General features: G+C 28.5%; 14 protein-coding genes, 3 tRNA genes and 1 pseudogene. 11 read left to right on the forward strand and 7 right to left on the reverse strand.

Annotation, left to right across the window (positions count from 1 at the left end; genetic code table 11):
- The coding region (locus ASC36_RS10950; RefSeq protein WP_221400566.1) for a hypothetical protein at positions 1-210 on the forward strand (210 nt) is incomplete at its 5' end.
- A gap of 311 nt (positions 211-521) precedes the next feature.
- Here the strand turns inward: ASC36_RS10950 and ASC36_RS05255 are convergent.
- Positions 522-1,868 (reverse strand): hydroxymethylglutaryl-CoA reductase, degradative, encoded by a 1,347-nt coding sequence (locus tag ASC36_RS05255; RefSeq protein ID WP_055425450.1) that lies wholly within the window; start codon positions 1,866-1,868, stop codon positions 522-524.
- Positions 1,869-2,212: 344 nt separating this feature from the next.
- Between ASC36_RS05255 and ASC36_RS05260 the strand changes: the two genes are divergently transcribed.
- Entirely contained in the window at positions 2,213-4,384 is a 2,172-nt protein-coding gene (locus ASC36_RS05260; RefSeq protein ID WP_055425451.1) for a helix-turn-helix domain-containing protein, read from the forward strand.
- Between the two features lie 27 nt (positions 4,385-4,411).
- Here the strand turns inward: ASC36_RS05260 and ASC36_RS05265 are convergent, their stop codons facing one another.
- Entirely contained in the window at positions 4,412-5,119 is a 708-nt protein-coding gene (locus ASC36_RS05265) for an OmpA family protein (protein WP_055425452.1), read from the reverse strand.
- 1,521 nt (positions 5,120-6,640) lie between these two features.
- Here ASC36_RS05265 and ASC36_RS05270 point away from each other — a divergent pair.
- Complete coding sequence (locus ASC36_RS05270; RefSeq protein ID WP_082435408.1) at positions 6,641-8,005, forward strand: phosphatidylinositol-specific phospholipase C domain-containing protein; 1,365 nt, start codon at positions 6,641-6,643, stop codon at positions 8,003-8,005.
- A gap of 649 nt (positions 8,006-8,654) precedes the next feature.
- Complete coding sequence (locus ASC36_RS10655; protein ID WP_156332314.1) at positions 8,655-8,825, forward strand: hypothetical protein; 171 nt, start codon at positions 8,655-8,657, stop codon at positions 8,823-8,825.
- Positions 8,826-9,265: 440 nt separating this feature from the next.
- Here ASC36_RS10655 and ASC36_RS05275 read toward each other — a convergent pair.
- From ASC36_RS05275 to ASC36_RS05285, 3 genes are all read right to left on the reverse strand, one after another.
- A tRNA-Arg gene (locus ASC36_RS05275) sits at positions 9,266-9,339 on the reverse strand.
- Between the two features lie 18 nt (positions 9,340-9,357).
- Positions 9,358-9,430, reverse strand: a tRNA-Pro gene (locus ASC36_RS05280).
- A 19-nt stretch (positions 9,431-9,449) separates the two neighbouring features.
- Positions 9,450-9,534 (reverse strand) — tRNA-Ser (locus ASC36_RS05285).
- A gap of 135 nt (positions 9,535-9,669) precedes the next feature.
- Between ASC36_RS05285 and ASC36_RS05290 the strand changes: the two genes are divergently transcribed.
- From ASC36_RS05290 to ASC36_RS05300, 3 genes are all read left to right on the forward strand, one after another.
- Positions 9,670-10,596, forward strand: coding sequence for an N-acetylmuramoyl-L-alanine amidase (locus ASC36_RS05290; protein ID WP_055425453.1), 927 nt, complete (start codon positions 9,670-9,672; stop codon positions 10,594-10,596).
- 29 nt (positions 10,597-10,625) lie between these two features.
- Positions 10,626-11,516 (forward strand): GTPase Era, encoded by an 891-nt coding sequence (gene era, locus ASC36_RS05295; protein ID WP_055425454.1) that lies wholly within the window; start codon positions 10,626-10,628, stop codon positions 11,514-11,516.
- 134 nt (positions 11,517-11,650) lie between these two features.
- The gene (locus ASC36_RS05300) at positions 11,651-12,223 is read left to right on the forward strand and encodes a hypothetical protein (RefSeq protein WP_055425455.1); all 573 of its coding nucleotides are present in this window, start codon (positions 11,651-11,653) and stop codon (positions 12,221-12,223) included.
- A 144-nt stretch (positions 12,224-12,367) separates the two neighbouring features.
- On the opposite strand, the gene rho is transcribed toward ASC36_RS05300, so the two are convergent.
- Entirely contained in the window at positions 12,368-14,038 is a 1,671-nt protein-coding gene (gene rho / locus ASC36_RS05305) for a transcription termination factor Rho (protein ID WP_055425456.1), read from the reverse strand.
- A gap of 194 nt (positions 14,039-14,232) precedes the next feature.
- Here rho and ASC36_RS05310 point away from each other — a divergent pair, with 194 nt between their 5' ends.
- Complete coding sequence (locus ASC36_RS05310; protein WP_055425457.1) at positions 14,233-14,616, forward strand: DUF4293 family protein; 384 nt, start codon at positions 14,233-14,235, stop codon at positions 14,614-14,616.
- A 37-nt stretch (positions 14,617-14,653) separates the two neighbouring features.
- On the opposite strand, the gene ASC36_RS05315 is transcribed toward ASC36_RS05310, so the two are convergent.
- Entirely contained in the window at positions 14,654-15,079 is a 426-nt protein-coding gene (locus ASC36_RS05315) for a hypothetical protein (RefSeq protein WP_141656208.1), read from the reverse strand.
- A gap of 554 nt (positions 15,080-15,633) precedes the next feature.
- On the opposite strand from ASC36_RS05315, the gene ASC36_RS05320 reads away from it, so the two are divergent.
- From ASC36_RS05320 to ASC36_RS05325, 3 genes and pseudogenes are all read left to right on the forward strand, one after another.
- On the forward strand, positions 15,634-16,695 hold the full coding sequence (locus ASC36_RS05320) for an HlyD family secretion protein (RefSeq protein WP_245630744.1): 1,062 nt from the start codon (positions 15,634-15,636) through the stop codon (positions 16,693-16,695).
- 236 nt (positions 16,696-16,931) lie between these two features.
- Positions 16,932-17,312: pseudogene (locus ASC36_RS11135) on the forward strand (cysteine peptidase family C39 domain-containing protein).
- Between the two features lie 37 nt (positions 17,313-17,349).
- On the forward strand, positions 17,350-18,744 hold the full coding sequence (locus ASC36_RS05325) for a peptidase domain-containing ABC transporter (protein WP_317038629.1): 1,395 nt from the start codon (positions 17,350-17,352) through the stop codon (positions 18,742-18,744).
- Positions 18,745-19,478: the final 734 nt, after the last annotated feature.

Genomic DNA, 19,478 nt, shown 5'->3' on the forward strand with positions numbered 1-19,478 from the left:
ATCCTGAGCCAGGATCAAACTCTCCATTGTAATTTCTTCTTAAATTATCAATTTCATGGCCTCATATCCTCAAAAGAATCTTCCTTTAACTTCCAGGTTGTGTTTTGCTACTTTTTCTTTCGTAAGCTTTGTTATAAACTTTTTTATTTCAACGATCTTTATGCTCGTTCAGGTACTCTCTCTTCTCTTTTCTCTCTTCGTTATTCCTGACTTGCGGATGCAAAGATAGTTACTTTTTTTTTCTTCGCAAGTTTTTTTTAATCTTTTTTTCTTAAATACTTTGCCTAACCCAGACCTCTTAACCCTAAATTAACTAGTTTTCAATTGTTTATATTCTGTATATACCTTAAACTTTTTTTTCGTGTTCGGGAGTTTTATTAGTTTTTTCCCTCCTTTTTTAATTAATTCCTCGTTTTTTGTTAACTTTTTTTATCCGGTTGGTTAGCTTCTTATTAAGTATTTCCTATTTTATCTACATAGTCTACTTTTATGGTTTTTATCATATGCTAGTGAGTATCTTTCTATCTTTCTTTAACGTTATTTTCTTTACGAAGTCTTTCCAATTCTTCGAATACTAAATGATAAGAGATGGTTTTTTCTTTAAATATATCAAGTATTGTTTTCTTTTCTTCTTCTGTTGCTCCCAATTGATTTATTATGTTGGTAAGATGCATCTTCATATGTCCTTTTTGTATTCCGGTTGTAATTAATGATCTTATGGCAGCAAAATTCTGAGCTAGTCCTGCAACCGCTGCTATTTGCATAAGTTTTTCTGCTGAGGGATTGTTTAATATTTGCAAGGATGCAATGACCAATGGATGAAGATTTGTCAGACCTCCAACTATTCCTAAAGAGATCGGCAGGTCGATCCAGAAACGAAATCGATCATTTTTAATTTCACAATGTGTTAAACTTGTATATTTTCCGGTATGTGAGGCATAGGTATGTGCACAAGCTTCAACTGCTCTAAAGTCATTTCCTGTGGCTAGTATTACTGAATCTATACCATTCATTATACCTTTATTATGAGTTGCTGCTCTGTAAGGTTCCACTTCTGCTATTTCAACAGCTTGTTTAAATTTCCAAGCAAATTCTTCAGGAGATATACTAATATCGTCTCTTAAGTCTTTTATTTTGCAGCTTACTTCGGCTCTTGCCATACAATCTGGGGTGTAATTGGAAAGTATGGACATGATAATCTGAAAATTGTTTTTTTCTTCCTCATCAAAGATATTGGATTTTTGAAACTCTGCTTTAAATGTTATTGAAAATTGTTCTAAGCATGAATTAATAAAGTTAGCCCCCATACTATCCTGTGTATTAAAAGAACCTTTTATCTGATAATAATTTTCAAGCTCATTCGATTTATCTACTAATTCGATATTGGTTATACCTCCTCCTCTCATTCGCATATTCTTAGTTAAATCCATGGACTGTTTTATGAGTTTTTCCTTTAAATGGATTTTGAACCATTGTAATAATTTAGATGCATCTCCTTTATACATAAAGTGAATATGTCCTAATTTAGTACTTCCTAAAAGTTTGGTCTTAAATCCCCCTTTATTTAACCAAAATTTAGCCGATTTGGCGGCGGCGGCTACTACAGAACTTTCTTCAATTGCCATGGGTAGAACGTATATATCATCATTTATTAAAAAGTTGGGAGCTATTCCATAGGGAAGGTAAAAATTGCTTATAGTGTTTTCCGCGAATTCATCATGTAATTTTTGCAAATCTGCGTTATGATTCCAATACTGTGTTAATATATTTTTTAATCCTTCTGAACCACCTCCGTATTGTTTAGTCAACCAGTTAATTTTTTCTTCTTTGTTTAGTTTGGAAAAACCTTCTATAATTTTACTTTTCATTTTTTACCTGATTAAGTCTTAAACAAAAATAGAATATATATTATAATTGTATATATTATTTATCTGCATTAATTACTGAGCATGTTTAAGTTTACACCACTTTTTTGTTAATTCTTTTAACAAAATAAATGATAGATCTATTATATATTATTATTTATATACCTATTTTTAAGTATAATATTCCAATTTTATTAATTTAAAAAAACTTGGATGAAGTTTAATAAAGTTTAATCTTTATAATATTTAACAATTTTTAAATCAAAACAATTATTTGCCTTAAATTTTCATATTTATTTTTTGAACTTTTACTATTACTATATATTTGTATTAAATCCAACAAGTATATGGCAAACCAATCTACTATAATCAATATTGAACAGAAATTAGCTTTCGATTTAGCCAATTATACTAATAAAAACTTATTTATAACCGGAAAGGCAGGGACAGGTAAAACTACTTTTTTAAAGGAATTAAAAAATTCTACAAGCAAAAACACCCTTGTTGTTGCCCCTACAGGTGTAGCTGCCATTAATGCAGGAGGGGTAACTATACATTCTTTATTTGGTTTTCCTCTTACTAGTTTTATTCCTGCTAATGACGGATGGATTGATCGTAATATTGCTATTACTAAATTAGAACTTCATCAGCATTTTAAGTATAATAAAGATAAGAGAAAATTATTTTCGGAAGTAGAATTATTAATTATTGATGAAGTTTCCATGTTACGTGCGGATATTCTTGATGCAATAAATTGGTCATTACAATATACAAGGAAAAATCCTGCTCCTTTTGGTGGGGTACAATTAATAATGATTGGAGATATGTACCAATTACCGCCCGTAATTAAAGAAGAACAATGGAATCTTTTAAAAAATTATTATAAAAGCCTTTTTTTCTTTGATGCTCTAATTTTGCAAAAGAACCCTCCGATATGTATTGAATTTAAAAAGGTTTACAGACAAGATGATGCTGTTTTTATTAATTTATTAAATGCTATTCGATATCAGGATTTTAATGCTATTGATTTTGATTTACTTCATGAAAGATATAATCCTGATTTTGTTCCCAAGGAAACCGGATATATAACTTTAACTACTCATAATTCTATTGCTACGTTTATCAATGAAAATGAATTAAAAAAGCTCAACAAACCTATAAAGTTTTTTGAGGCTATTATAGATGGGACATTCCCTGAAACTTCTTATCCTACCGATATAGAATTGGTATTAAAAGAAGGTGCGCAAATTATGTTTATACGAAATGACAGTTCCGGCAACAGAAGGTATTTCAACGGAAAAATTGGTATTATTGAAAAAATTGAGGATTTTGATATTTATGTTCATTTTGATAATCAAAAAGATTCTTTTTTATTAGAACATGAAGTTTGGAAAAATATAAAATATAGTCTTGATCCTGAAACCGGAAAGATTACAGAAAAAGTTTTGGGTTCATTTTCTCAATTTCCGATCCGACTTGCTTGGGGTGTAACTATTCATAAAAGCCAAGGGCTGACTTTCGATAAAGTTATTATCGATGCCGGAAAATCATTTGCTTCCGGTCAAGTTTATGTTGCTTTAAGTAGGTGTCGTACTTTAGAAGGAATCATTTTAAAATCTATCATCAAGAGTCATAATATTATTCAAGACTCTAAAATTAATGAGTTCCAAAACCGGATGTGGAACGTGTATGAGTTGGAAAATACACTCAATGAAGAGAAATACAACTTTGGACTTGAAACTCTTTTTAAATCCTTATCAGTACTTTCACTAATTCATAACATACAGGAATGGAGGAAAATGACTATTGAAAAGTCTATTCCTGAAAAACAACATGTACTGAATTTGGTTGCTTCCATGGATGAGTGCTTTCATTCTCTATTGCTCGTAAACCAAAAATTCCAACGGAATATTCTCTCTCGTTTTAATTCATCTACTGTTATTAATAAAAAAGAATTATGGCAAACTATTGAAAAGAGGGCGAAAGATGCTGTTGAATATTTTGCTGATGAACTTTTTAATAAGGTATGGAAACCTTTACAATCTCATTATCTTGAATATAAAAATAAATCAAAAATCACTCAATATTTAAGATTTATTTATGAATTTGAAAATAACATAAAAATAAAAATAAAATCTATACTTTCTACCCATCTTATTGACCAAAGAATTACATATAAGGAATATGTATTTAATTCTGATTCTGAAACTGTTTCATCTATCGTTAAAAAAGAGGACACGATTGATATTACTTTACAACTTTTACAAGATGGTAAAAGCTTAACCGAGGTTGCAAAAGCGAGAAATTTGACGGTTTCAACTATCAGTAATCATGTCGCCAAGCTAATCTCAAAAAATAAAGTTTCTGTATATGATTTTATCTCTAAGGAGAAGTATGTTGTTATTGAAAAAAAATTAATTGAATTAAACACCAAGGAGCTAAAAATTATTAAGGATTCATTAGGTGATGATTTTTCTTATGAAGAAATTAAATTTGTACGTAGCGAATTGGGTATATAATAACAATACTGTGAGTGAAACTGAAATTTATTTCTCAAGAACGCGGATATCCACTCTTCTGTTTTGCGCCTTGCATTCGGGGGTATCATTCGCTTCACAAACCGGATGCTGTGAGCCATAACCTTCAAATGATATTCTTTCTGTATGTATTCCTGATTTAATTAATTCTTCTTGAACTATTTTTGCTCTTCCCTCAGAAATTTTTTTATTAGTTTCTTCAGATCCTGTAGCATCGGTATAACCTCCTATTTTTACTTTAGTTTTAGGAAATGCTTTTAAAATTTGTGATAAATTTTTCATTTGTTTTCCTGATTCTGAAGTAATGATTGATTTTCCAGTATCAAAATATACTCGATCTAATGTAATCCACCCTTTGGTTTTATCTTCGCTTACATTTATAGTTGAATCTATAAGAAAATTATATAATTTAGCTTCAGTAGAATTATTTCCTACTTCAACTATTTCTTGCCCATTGGGTAGTTTTATGGTAAATATATTACCTGTTTCATAAATAAAATTTCCTGTTGCCGGATCTAAAGTTCCTTGAATAACTGTTCCAACGTTATCTGCTTGAACCAATTGTTCTTTTTCTAATTTCTCTTTTTCTCCTTGTTGTCTTAGTAATTCTTTTTTCTTGTCTCTGTCACATTCACAACTAGTTAGCGTAAAGATTAAGGTTAAAGTTCCTAAAAAACTTAATAGGACTTTTTTATATAAATATTTATTTTTATTCATATTATAAATTTAAGGTAAAAAATTTACTCACAGTATTGTTTATTATTATAAAAATTAAGAGGGTAAATTTACATTAATATTTTAAGTAAGAAAATTTAAAGAAATAATTTATTTTAATAAAATATTTAATAGCATAAAGCAACCACTGAATTAGAAAAATTTATAATTTATTAAAAATACTAATATTTTATTGATCATTAAAAACATAATTTTTATTAGTGAATTTATTTTAAATAGTTAAACAACAATATTTTTTTATTATATTACATTTCAACATGTTACTATGTTCAAATTTAATTATATAAATTTATACTTTATGAAATTTTAGCTTTGAAAATTGTATTCTTATTGGTAAAATATAAATTATGTTAACACATGATTTTCTCTTCATATAAATAATTTATCTTTAAAAAAAATCTTTCTATTACCTTAATAATTTTAAAATTTATTTTTATAATTATCCTTAGTTGGAGATAACGAACATTTTTTTGTTATTGGTATTATAATTACAAATTTATATTAGTTTACTATACAATTCCAACAGCTTTGTATGTTAAAAAAACTCTTCGTTGCTGGTACGGCTCTGAAAATATTTTTACTTTAAATGATTTTTTTGGTGAATCAAACCATGCACTACTTTTTGAAAAAAATTAATCCTGATAAAAAACCATATATGAAATGAACGTTTATGTCATTTTTATTACAACGTCAAAAGTATAAAATAAGGTTACATAATTCATCCAAATAACTTGCATCTTAGTAATAAACTATTGGGTAGATACTTTAGTGAAATTATTTTTTATGGTGCGATTGTTAATGCTTATTATTATAATTAAGAAAGACATAAAAGTTTCTTCGGCCAACTATTACTTTTTTTGACATTACCAAAGTAATATTTCTTTAAAATTACTGTATCAAGATTTTATAAGGAAAAAACAGTACCTCTTTTCTCTAATCCATGCAAACAGAAAATAGTAAATAAGGAAAATCAATTTAATTAAATTTTGAGTATGTAAAATTTACAAAACATAATTTTATTTTATATCCGCGTCTTAATATTCAGACAAATTAGTTATAATCAATAAACTAAATATATAATTAAGTTATAAAGTTTAACCTAAAAGTTAATTTTTTTACTGGATTAATTATATAATGAATAACTAGAGTTAGATATAAGACAAATATTGAACTGCAGATATATCATTTGATAAGCAAATTAGAGTCCAATTTATCTATTAAAATTATTCTTATATTATTTTTAATCATTATTTTATCTTTATAATCAAGCTGAAAAAATTTACTTTTACATATAGGTTATCTCATGTTTTATATTAATGATTTGGTATTTAAAAAGGAGATTTGAAATTTTAAGTTTTTTTTAAATTACAGAATTTATTTTTAATACACATTTATATTATTTTTTAAATATAAAAAAATTTTTTTATATCTTATTTTATTCTATTTATTTTATATTTTTGTATTAAAATTAAATATTAGATTAATTTAATAACAAATAAAAAAATGGCAACAATAAGAGATAATGAATTTATATTAGATTTAAGTAATATATATCCAACTGTTACCAATGTAATCTTCTCGATTAAAGAACATAGAATAACAGACGGTCAACCTTGGGAAGGTATCAACAGAATATCAATTTCAAAAGGACGATGTTATTTAAATGTACGAGCAGGAAGAAAGGGAAAAGGATATGTGGCAGATTGGTTTAAATCAAAAGTATCCGGAGGAATGGCAATTGTTTGTTCTTCAGGAGCAACACGCCCTGATGACTTAAATTTTGCATTTCTAGGAGACTTAACTTTAACTTTTTTAGGAGAGCGAAACCTCACTATTCCTAATTTAGTTATTGCTCAGGGTCATACCGGCACTACTAATAACTGGTGGCTTGGATCTTCCGCCATGACTCCACTTAAAACTATTTGCACTATAAACTTTCATGCTGGATCAGTTAATCAATTTATTTTAAATCAAACGTTTCCTAATTGGATGTCAAATATAATTGATAGCGTTAAATTATCTAATTTATCCATTCCCGGGACACATAATTCAGGAACTAAAGATGTTTCTAACAACGTTGGAGGGGTAAGATGTCAGAATTATACCATATGGGAACAATTGGAAGATGGAATTCGTTTTCTAGATATACGATTGTGTGATAAAGGTGATGAATTAAATATTTACCATAATAATACTAATTGTAATTTATCCTTTACAAGACTATTAAATCAGTGTAAATCTTTTTTGGAAGAAAATTCTAAAGAAACAATTATTATGTTATTAAATAGTGAAAATACAGATGGTAATATTACAGAATTGTTCTTACGTAAATATTTTACAAATTCAGCATACAATTCATTGTTTTACAAAGGTAATAAAATACCCTTCTTAGGTGAGGCTAGAAGTCATATTGTTCCACTTTATAGATTTAAAATTGATGATTTAGCTTTAAATAAATATGGATTAAATAAAGAGAATATAGGTGTTATACTTAATGGTTGGAATTGGGAAGGTAAGTCTTCAGATATGGGAGGAGATAATTTTTTTATTCAAGACCAATACGACCAGCATGATACTCATAAAAAATATTCTTTAGTGACAAAGTATATCTCACAATCCATAAACGATTCTGACACTTTTTATATTAATTATAATAGTATTGGCTATAAGGTAGCTAATGGTCGCACTCCTTATATGTACGCATGGGGTGGTTTGGGTATAGATCCGGCAATGAATCCATCTTTATCCGAATATTTAAATTCTTTACCTGAAAAATGTAAAATAGGCACCATAATGTTAGATTTTTATAATAATAAAGAAGGGGATAAGGATAATAGTATTATTGCAAAAATTATAAATCGTAATTAATATTTTAATCTAAACAGCTGAGAAACTTATTACTAGTAAAACTAAATAAGTATCAAATGGATAATTTTGACCGAAAATAATAATATTTTATATTCATGAATAAATATAAAATATTATTATTTTTTTTCAAATTTTAGAAAATATAATAGATGATTATTACCTAAACCGTATTATTTTTCATCCTCACTACTATAATTAGTAATTCTGTTTATCAGACTTAAAATTGATTTTATAATAAGCACTTGCTTCAACTTTTATCGAAATTTTAGTATGTTAAAACACAAGTATTAAACTCAACTAGCCAACAAGTATAGCTTAGGAAAGCTATCTTTTTTTCAAGAGCTCGTATGAGTTCAGAACAAGCTTCACTTGCAGAATCTTATCAGATTTTATATCCATTTTCGAAATGGAAAAGTCTACGTAACAAGTCATGAAACGGATATTCTTACGGGGCGCGGGGAAATACTTTTTTTTCAGGCTATTAACCATTTTAGTTCTCTATATAATTTTGGGGATACAAATATTTATATAAGCATAATTTTGCCACTTAACTTTTGAATGGATTTTTTATGTTTTCTCTCTTTATAATAATAAGATAATAATAAGAATTTTGTAATATATAAGAAAGCTGATACATAAATTATTTAAAATGAATTTATCTTCTACCTTACGGGAAGGTATTGAAAAAAAAAATTCGCATTTCTCCAATAACTTTTCTGCTAAACTTACTTATCCGTTTGAAAAAAATATAGATGAACCGGATCCGTATTTTATTTGTCCTTATAAACGTTTCAATTACTCAAAAATATATTCTGAATGAATGGGAAAATTTGAAAATGTAAAATATAGGTATTGTCTTCTGAAAGGAGTAAAAAATATTTTATTTTTTTCCAATTCATAATGCATAAAAGTCGTAAATTCTTTTCATAGAATTGCACTTTTAATTTCTCAATAATCCGCTATAGTAAGTGTTTTTCTCATCAAATGTCAGTCCATTTTATTAGGGTTATTTTAGCATAGACATGATCAATATACAATTGTAAATCCCTTTGTCTTAGATCTGGATCAGTATTTTTTTTAGATTTTAGATCAAATTCACCTTTTTTAGCTGAGAAATCAAGACGTCAAAAAATTTTTTTTGTTTTGGGATTTGTTCAAAGGGAATTTAATTATATAAGCCTATCATTCCTCTATATCTATTTGAGATCTTAAAAGATATAGCTATAAAATGATTTTTTTTCTAAATAATATACAAAATAGTGATCGCGAAAGGATTCGAACCTTTGACCGTCTGCTTAGAAGGCAGATGCTCTATCCAGCTGAGCTACGCGACCCCTTACTGATATATTAAGTCGGGGTGACAGGACTCGAACCTGCGACCCTCTGGTCCCAAACCAGATGCGCTACCACCTGCGCTACACCCCGAATTTACCTTGTGTTAATGCGGAGAGTGTGGGATTCGAACCCACGCGACAGTTTCCTGTCGACAGTTTAGCAAACTGCTCCGTTAACCACTCCGGCAACTCTCCAAATTTAGTCTGAATTACAACTAATTTGGAGTGCAAAATTAAGTGTAAGATTTTATTTATGCAAGTATTTTTTTAAAATTTTTGACTAATATTTATTTTACTGTTTTTTAACTTTGTTATTACATAATTAAATATATGATACAATTATTAAAATTCAACATTTTTATCTTGTGCTCTACACTTTTCTTTTTAAGTTGTGGATCACAAAAAAAAATTATCTTTGATAGTAAAGTTATTAGAGATACCGTATATATTACCCATGCAAATCCTAACTATCATATTATTACTGAAGCTAATCTACCGGAATATGTTATTTCCCAAAAAAATTTTCCTTCTGTAGCTTTCAATGAAAGAATAAAATTCTTAGTGATACATTATACCGTATCGGATTATCCAACCTCCGTTAAAATATTAGCTAAAAAGGGGCAAGTAAGCTCCCATTATCTAATAACTGATCAGCCTAATGATACCATTGATATATTAGTAAGTGAAGATAAAAGGGCTTGGCACGCAGGAATAAGCTCATGGAACGGCACAGAAAATTTAAATGATACTTCCATTGGTATTGAAATAGTGAATAAAGGATTCACTAAAATAAAAGATTCTTTGCTATTTGCTACTTTTCCAGAGTATCAAATTAAGAAAGTAGCCGCTTTATCCAAGAATATTATCGATCGATACCAGATCGATCCCGTAAATGTGGTGGGCCATAGCGATATTGCCCCATTAAGAAAACAAGATCCCGGACCTATGTTTCCATGGAAAGAATTATATACTAACTACGGAATTGGTGCTTGGTATGATGAATATGATAAAGATGTTTTCTTGTCTCAATACATTCCGGATACCTATCCCTATACTTCTCCGTTGGAATTTCAAAAATCACTTAGAAAATATGGTTATAAAATTGATTTAACCGGAGAGTGGGACAAAAATACTTTTTTAATTGTCAGGGCATTTCAATGGCATTTCAGACCAGAAAAAGCAGATGGCATGGTAGATGCTGAAACTTGGGCAATTTTACAAGCTCTAAATAAAAAATATCGTTCCGATACTAAATAACTTTTTAATTTTATCAAAAAAATAATTTCATGTCACACAAATCAGGATTTGTCAGCATTGTAGGCAAACCCAATGTAGGAAAATCCACTTTGATAAATCAATTAATAGGAGAAAAATTATCCATCGTAACTCCAAAAGTTCAAACTACCCGTCATAGGGTGTATGGAATTTGGAATGATGAAAATACACAAATTATATTTTCCGATACGCCCGGAATTATACAAAGCCCTGCCTATGAATTACAGGAAAAAATGAACGAGTTTGTAAAAGAATCTTTCGATGACGCAGATTTAATTCTATTTATTACAGAGTTTGGTCAAGATAGCAACCCGTCTGAATTTTTAATTAAAAAATTAAATTCGGTGAAAATTCCTGTTATTGTTTTGCTGAATAAAATTGATAAAGCTAAAGATGCAACTAATATATCGGAAAGTGTTGCATACTGGCATAACCAATTACCAAATGCGGAAATTCTCCCTATATCTGCCTTACATTCTCTTAATACAGAATTAATTCTTCCAAAAATAAAAAGCATATTACCGGAAATGCCTCCTTATTACGATAAGGAACAGTTTACCACCCTATCTGCTCGTTTCTTTGTAAATGAAACCGTTCGGGAAAAAATATTGCTCAATTATCAAAAAGAAATTCCTTATTCGGTAGAAGTCGTTACAGAAAGCTTTAAAGAAGAGGATTATATTATTCGTATAGAATCTACTATCTATGTGGAAAGAAATACGCAAAAAGGAATACTTATTGGTCATAAAGGACAAAAAATACAAAAGGTAGGAACGCAGGCGCGATTAGATTTAGAAAAATTTTTTAATAAAAAAATTTTTCTAAATCTCTACGTCAAAGTTAAAAAAGATTGGAGATCTAATGATCGGGATCTAAAAAATTTCGGCTATATTCATACATAAGAACGAAATAACTTTTTGATTGATTTGCTATTATTATCTTGCAATATTACCACAAAAAAGTAATCTTTGCATTCTTTTTGATCCTGATTTTTCAACTGTTATTGTTACCTTTGTTGAAATTTGAAGACTTTACAATGAATAAATATATAAAACTTGGTATTGCAGCCCTTATAATTGGATCGGGCGTTTATCTAATGTTTAATCGACAAATAGGCCTTGGAATCTTATTGGTCTTTCTTTCTGCTATTCCCATTTTATTATTTTTCAGAAATGAATACATCTTATTAGCCTTTTGGAAATTGCGTAAACAGGACCTGGTGGGCGCACGTTCCTGGTTAGACAAAATTACTAATGTTAAAAGTCAATTGGTAAGAAAGCAATATGGATATTATAACTATCTTATGGGTATAACTGAATCACAAAGTAATGCTGCTAAGGCCGAATCGTATATGAAAAGCGCTTTGGATTATGGCTTAAGCTTTAAGCACGATCGGGCATTGGCTACTTTTAATCTGGCTGCCGGAGCTATGATGAGAGGTAATAAAAATGAAGCGGAGCGTCTTTTGAGTGAAGCTAAAAAGCTGGATACGTCCAATATGCTAGGAGATCAAATTAAAATGATGAAAGAACAAATCAAAAGGGTAAATATTTCAAGAAGCAACATGATCAACCCAAATATGAGAAATCGTTCCAAATTCATGAAATAATTCATTTAAGTTTATAGCTATATTATGTTTTTCATATGGAATAACTTTTTGAATCTCAAGTTTTAAATAACCTATTTTAGGTTTACATATAAAAAAGGCTGTTAAAAATTAACAGTCTTTTTTATCTATATAAATTTCTATTCTTTATTGATTCATTGTTAATAAAAATTCTTCATTGGAAAGTGATCGATCCAATCTTATTTTTAAAAATTCCATAGCTTCCAACGGATTCATATCTGCCAGATGATTTCTTAAAATCCACATCCTTTGCTGTGATACAGGGTCTAATAATAGATCGTCACGACGTGTAGAGGAAGAAACCAAATCAATAGCAGGATAAATACGCTTATTGGCAATCTTTCTATCCAATTGAAGCTCCATATTTCCTGTTCCTTTAAATTCTTCAAAAATTACTTCATCCATTTTAGATCCTGTATCTATTAATGCAGTTGCAATAATGGTTAGGGAACCTCCTCCTTCTATATTTCTTGCGGCTCCAAAAAAACGTTTAGGTTTATGAAGTGCATTTGCATCCACCCCGCCGGAAAGCACTTTACCGGATGCAGGAGATACCGTATTATAAGCTCGAGCCAATCGAGTAATGGAGTCTAATAATATTACTACATCGTGTCCACACTCCACCATTCTTTGAGCTTTAGATAATACAATATTGGCAACTTTTACATGTTTTTCAGCAGATTCATCAAAAGTAGAGGCAATTACTTCTCCTTTTACGCTTCTTTGCATATCGGTAACCTCTTCCGGTCGTTCATCGATCAATAATACAATCATGTAAACTTCCGGATGATTTATTGAAATGACATTAGCAATGTCTTTTAGTAAAATAGTCTTACCCGTTTTTGGCTGGGCAACGATCATCCCTCTTTGTCCTTTTCCAATGGGAGAAAATAAATCTACCACACGAGTTGACAACGTAGCTCCATTTCCTGCTAATTTAAATTTCTCTTCAGGAAATAACGGAGTTAAATGCTCAAATGATACTCTATCTCGAACAAACAAAGGGTCTCTTCCGTTAATTTCAATAATTTTTACCAAAGGAAAAAATTTTTCGCCTTCTTTAGGTGGACGAACTTCTCCGGTAACCGTATCTCCGGTCTTAAGTCCAAAAAGCTTAATTTGAGATGGCGAAACATAAACATCATCGGGAGAGGAAAGGTAATTAAAATCAGACGAACGTAAAAATCCATACCCATCCTGAGTAATTTCTAAAACCCCTTCTGTTTTTATAATACCTTCAAACTCATAGTCAGAAGAACGATATTTATTACCGTTAGTGTGCGGTTTGTTAGCAAATTCATTTTTTGCATTGTTTTTCTTCTGATTGGGACAATTGGCTTTAAATTCTTCGTCAAAAAGCTTTTTATCATCCTTAGATACTATAGTTTTTTGAAAATGGGTGCTGTCTGCACTTTTTCTTAATATAACTTGTGGTTTTCTGTAAACAGGAATATCAATCTTAAAGTCTTCATCGCTATCCGAAGTTTCCTTTTGAATCCCATCATTAGCTAACTCTTCATCATGGAAACCTCTATTTTCAACAACTTCATCTTTAGTAAATAAGGTTTCTCTCTGCTGTTTAACAGGTATTCTTTTTCTTTGTCTCTTTTCAGTTACTGTAGGTTCTTCTTCAGTGGACTTTTCCGACTCACCAAAGTTTATTTGTTTATTTTGATAAGCTAAAATTAATTCAATCAATTCTGATTTTTTTAATCCTGAACTTTTAATTTTTAATTCATTAGCTATAGACTGCAAATCAGCCACTTTCATTGCTTTAAGCTTTTGTTCCTCAAACATAAGTAATGTTTAGTATGATTTTAAAATTACTCGAAAATTTTGTAAAATATTGATTTTGATTATTTTATAAAAGAATAAAGTAGTAACTTTATGAAAAATAATACACTAATCTTTAGTAGATTATTCAGCAATATTACAAAATATTTTATTAAAACGCTAATTTTTTATACATTTGCTGTTTTAAAAGCTAAATTTTGATCCAAAGAATTCAAAGTATATATTTATCATTAACCGGTATAATCGGTTTGGTTGTTGGTTATATTACCGACTTTATTCCTGATGAATTGACAGATATGTTACTTTTATTCATGATTGGATTGTTAGCTTTTGTTTCTCTATTCTGCTTTAAAAGCAGAGGTGTTCAAAGAAAAATTAATTATTTAAACATAATTATAAACGTAGTGTTGATCGGTTTTATGGTTTATGATTTGCTAAATTCATCTGGAGGAAGAAATTTTCTTCCTGAGAAAGGTGTTGAGTTACTCGTCCCGGTCCTGCTGATTATTCTGCTTGCCATGGCAAATAAATACATCAATAAGGATGATAAGCTCGTAAAATCTGTAGACAGATTCCGTTAAAACTCATAACAACTTTTAATGAGTGCAAGAGTCGTTTTTAAAATAAAACGACTCTTATTTTTTGCAACAATATTATTAATAAGGGCAAGGATGAACAGGCTTCAATCCAAAAACGCGTAAAAAAAAATTGGTGTACTTTTTCCATAAATACAATCATACTTATACTGATCATACAAGCCACTTCCCAGGCTATCACATATGGTAAATCATCTTGATTACAAAAAGTTAATACAAATGATAATGCGGATGAAAATAGGCAAAGACATGATGCAAACTTGCTTTTACGTATTCCTAAATACTTGGGAATAGTAAAAATGGTATCCTCTTCCATATCACATATATCAAAAGGTATGGTTATCCCTATAATAAATAAATAAAAAAACAAATAAAAATTCAACTGTAGAAATAGGCACTGTATTCCCCACGCATAGTGTTGAATAGGACCATACAAATGAAATAACAAAAATTTTTAACACCGAAATACTTCTAAATTGTATTCTTGTAAAATTTGGATTATATAACAAAACGATTACGCCAAGAAATAAAACATTCAGAAATAGTTTTAAATTTTTTTCTTTAATTAAAAGATATAGTACCATTACTATTCCTATAAAAGAAACATAAAATGATGAGTAGTTCAGTTAAGCTCTACCAGTCCAATAAGCTGACCGAAGCCTGGTATTCACTATCGGTAATTGAAAAAAAACACATATTCTTGGTTATCAGAGAAGTACTCAGAGATTTATTGATACTCAACAGGGAAACCGGACTTTATTTGATAACTTGCTTATTATAATCTAGTCTTGTGGGAATTTTATCTTATATTTAAAGAACAGGAACAGGCAGATCCGTTGGTTATGAAAAAATATAAGATACAAAAAGGCGATACTACTTTTCTCATTGACATGTTGCTAACATTTATGTTTTACCTCCCTAATGAGTAAAAAATATCAAAATAAAATAAGGTTTTATTTTTTGCCTATTGTATATTTGCTGTCCTTTTATTATTATACTTTCATGCAAAAAATATATTTATCTATATTAATATTTATTATACTAATATTTATTTCATTACCAATAGTTCATATTCCGATAACTTCTTCTTCAAGAGGTGTTGTACGTTCTTTTATAGAAAATACGAATATTACCTCTATGGTTAGTGGAAGAGTAATAAGAAATAACCTGAAACAAAATAATCAAATAATAAAAAAAGGAGATACTCTTTTAATCATAACAGCAGAACAAATAGAAACTCAAAAACAATTACAAGGCATACAGGCATCAGATTATTATGCTCAGTTAGACGACCTCAATAAGATAGTAGAAGGTAATTTTAGTTTATTACAAACAGGGCAATATCAAAGAGAAGTTTCAGCCATGTTTGAGAATATTGCTCAAATTAAATCTGAATTAGAGCTTGCAGAAAAAGATTTTTATAGGACGAAAACTTTATATAATCAGGGTGTAATATCTCAATCAGAGTTTGATAAAGATCTATTTAAAGTGGAAAATATTAAAAAACAAATTTCTACAATTAAAGAAAAACATATTGCACAATGGCAAGCAGATAAAAGAGAAATAGAAAGACAAATTCAGGTGCTTAATTCAGAATTTAAAAGATTAGATCAAGAAGCTAAAAATTATATAATCACTTCCCCAATTTCAGGAAGATTAATAAATTTTCATGGAATACAACAAGACTCATATATAATACAAAGCCAAGAGATAGGAACTATTTCTCCAGAAGAAATGATAGTTATAGAAACTTACGTTTCCCCAAAAGACATAGGGTTTATATATCTTGGACAAAAAGTTAAAATACAAATGGATACATATAATTATAATCAATGGGGACTTTTAGAGGGAAAAGTTATTCAGATTGACAAGAACCTTACAGTTAATCAGCAAACAGGAGAAAGTTTTTTTAGAGTATTATGTTCAATGGATAAAACTTTTCTACAGTTAAAGAATGGATATAAAGGGAAAATTGAAAAAGGTATGACTTTAACTACTCGTTTTCATTTGATTGATCGCACTTTGTGGCAATTATTGTTTGATCATGTTGATAATTTGGTTTAATCCTAAATTAAAAGAATAAAAATTAATCTGTATAAAAATGGGACTATTTGTACAAAAGTAATAAAAACATAACACCTATTAATATAATCAACTATATATAAAATAGTTATGTTTATGTTGCTTTTTGAGCATAATGATTTCAGATGATATAGAGAAGAAATATGTAACTAATAAAAAAAGAAATACTTGTTAAACAGCATGATTATAAAGATTGTGGTGTAGCTTGCTTAGTTTCAATATGCGCATATTATGGAAGGTTAATTTCGATTGCAAGAGTTCGCCAAATTTGCCATACAGATACAAGAGGAACTAATTTATTATGATTAATACGAGGTCTTAATGATCTTGGTTTTAATGCTAAAGGAGTTAAAGGAGATTTAGATTCAATTACAAAAATTCCTCTTCCCTCTATTGCACATGTCATTGTTAATAAAACAATGCATCATTATGTAGTTATCTATAAAGTTCATAAGAACATTGTTTCATTCATGGATCCAGCTAAAGGAAAAATTGAAGCATATAAAATAGAAGAATTTGCAAAAATATGGACAGGGATGTTAATTCTTTTAGAGCCTAATGAATATTTTGAACAGCGTAATGATAAAATAGGTATATAACATCTATTAGATTTGCCCCAACGTTTTTTTTGATACTATGAAGGTTGGAGAAATTATTTCTAGAATAAATGATGCAGTCAAGATTCGTACTTTTATTAATGACGCTGCTATTCAAATTTTTGTAAATATTTTCACAATTATTTTTTTATTTGCTCTAATGTTTACTTATTACTGGAAACTGGCATTAATTATAGCAATAGTTATTCCTTTATATTTTTTAGTATATTGGATAACAAATAAATTAAATAAAAAAATAGAAAGACAATTAATGGAAGATTCTGCTGATTTAGAATCACATTTAGTGGAGTCCATTAATTCTGTAAGAACTATAAAACAGTTTGGTTTAGAATCTTTTGAAAATAACAAAACAGATAATTATTTTTATAAGTTATTAAATACAATATATAAATCAGTTTTAATCACTCTTTTTTCTGGAAATTCTACAGAATTTTTATCTAGAATATTCACTATTATATTATTATGGTCAGGTTCTAAATATGTAATAGATAAGATTATAACACCAGGAGAGCTATTATCTTTTTATGCTTTAATAGGTTATTTTACTAATCCTGTAACAGAATTAATAGGACTAAATAAAACTATTCAAAATGCTGTTATTGCTGCTGATCGACTTTTTGAAATTATGGATTTGGAAAGAGAGGAATCAACAGATAAATTTGAATTAACACGAGAAAATGTAGGGGATATTGAATTTAAAAATGCCACATTTAGTTATGGTAGCAGGATAGAGGTTTTTAAAGATTTTAGCTGTATGATTCCTAAAGGTAAAACTACTGCTATCGTTGGTGAGAGTGGTTCTGGTAAAACTACTATAGCTTCTTTATTGCAAAATTTATATACTTTAAAAAGTGGAAAGATAATGATTGGTAATTATGATCTAAATTATATTTCGAATTATTCTCTTCGGAATTTGATTTCTACAGTTCCCCAACAAATAGATCTATTTTCTGGAAATGTAATTGAAAACATAGCATTAGGAGAGGATTTCCCAAACTTACAGAAGATTATGGACATAGCAAAGACTACTGGCATTTTAGAATTTGTTGAAAAATTACCTAATGGTTTCCAAACTTACTTAGGGGAAAACAGGGCTCTCCTTTCTGGCGGACAAAAGCAAAGAATTGCTATTGCTAGAGCTATTTATAAAGATCCTGAAATTCTTATTCTTGATGAAGCTACATCTGCCCTAGATTCTGAATCAGAGCAAATTATCCAAAAAACATTAGTTGAATTTAAAAATAAAGGAAAAACTTTGATTATTATAGCGCACAGATTAAGTACTATTGCTTTTTCTGATAATATAATAGTTATTGAAAAAGGAAAACTATTAGAAAACGGATCTCATCAAGAATTAATTAAATTAAATGGTAAATATGCATCATTATGGAAAAAACAAACTTTATCTATATAGTTTAATGTAAAAATTATTTAATAAATAACATTTGTTTTTAATTTTTTAATAGATTTTAGAGTTTGTTTGAATATAATCAATAGAATAAAAACAAATATAAAAATTACATAATAAATATTATTATCAGTATAAAATGTTAAACTAAAAGAAATAAAAAATAGTATCAAAGAGGCTATCGAAAATAATATTGTATTAAAGAAAAAAATATATCTAAGTAATAAGATTAAGATTGAAAGTACAATAGCCATAAATATGGTTAAAATATCAATAGTATTAGAGATTAAATCTATAATAATATGAGGAACCACAAATATAAATATGAAAGATAAATGAGATTTTATTAAATTTAAAATAAAATAATATTCGGATAATTTAGATAGTTTAATAAATATAATTTTATCTCTATTAGAGTTTACAAGTAAATTAACAAAAGGTATGGCAAAATAAGTTCCTTTTACCAAGTTTATATTATCATAAGATATACCTTCTATATGTAGATAATAACTTAAAAAAAAAACAACAATTATGAAAGGATATTTTCTTATATATGTTATATATACAGGATCATAACTATTTAAAGGTAGCGAGTAAATTAGTTTTTTATTTAAAGAAAGTCTAGTAAAAGGTAAAACAAAGATAAAAATAGATATTGAGATAAATAGCACGTTACTTTTTATAAAAATAAATATTAAGAGGGGTAAGTTATATAAGAAATAATCTATTAATAATAAAAT

Origin of the sequence: Apibacter mensalis (assembly GCF_001418685.1) — a bacterium.
GTDB classification, from domain to species: Bacteria; Bacteroidota; Bacteroidia; order Flavobacteriales; family Weeksellaceae; genus Apibacter; species Apibacter mensalis.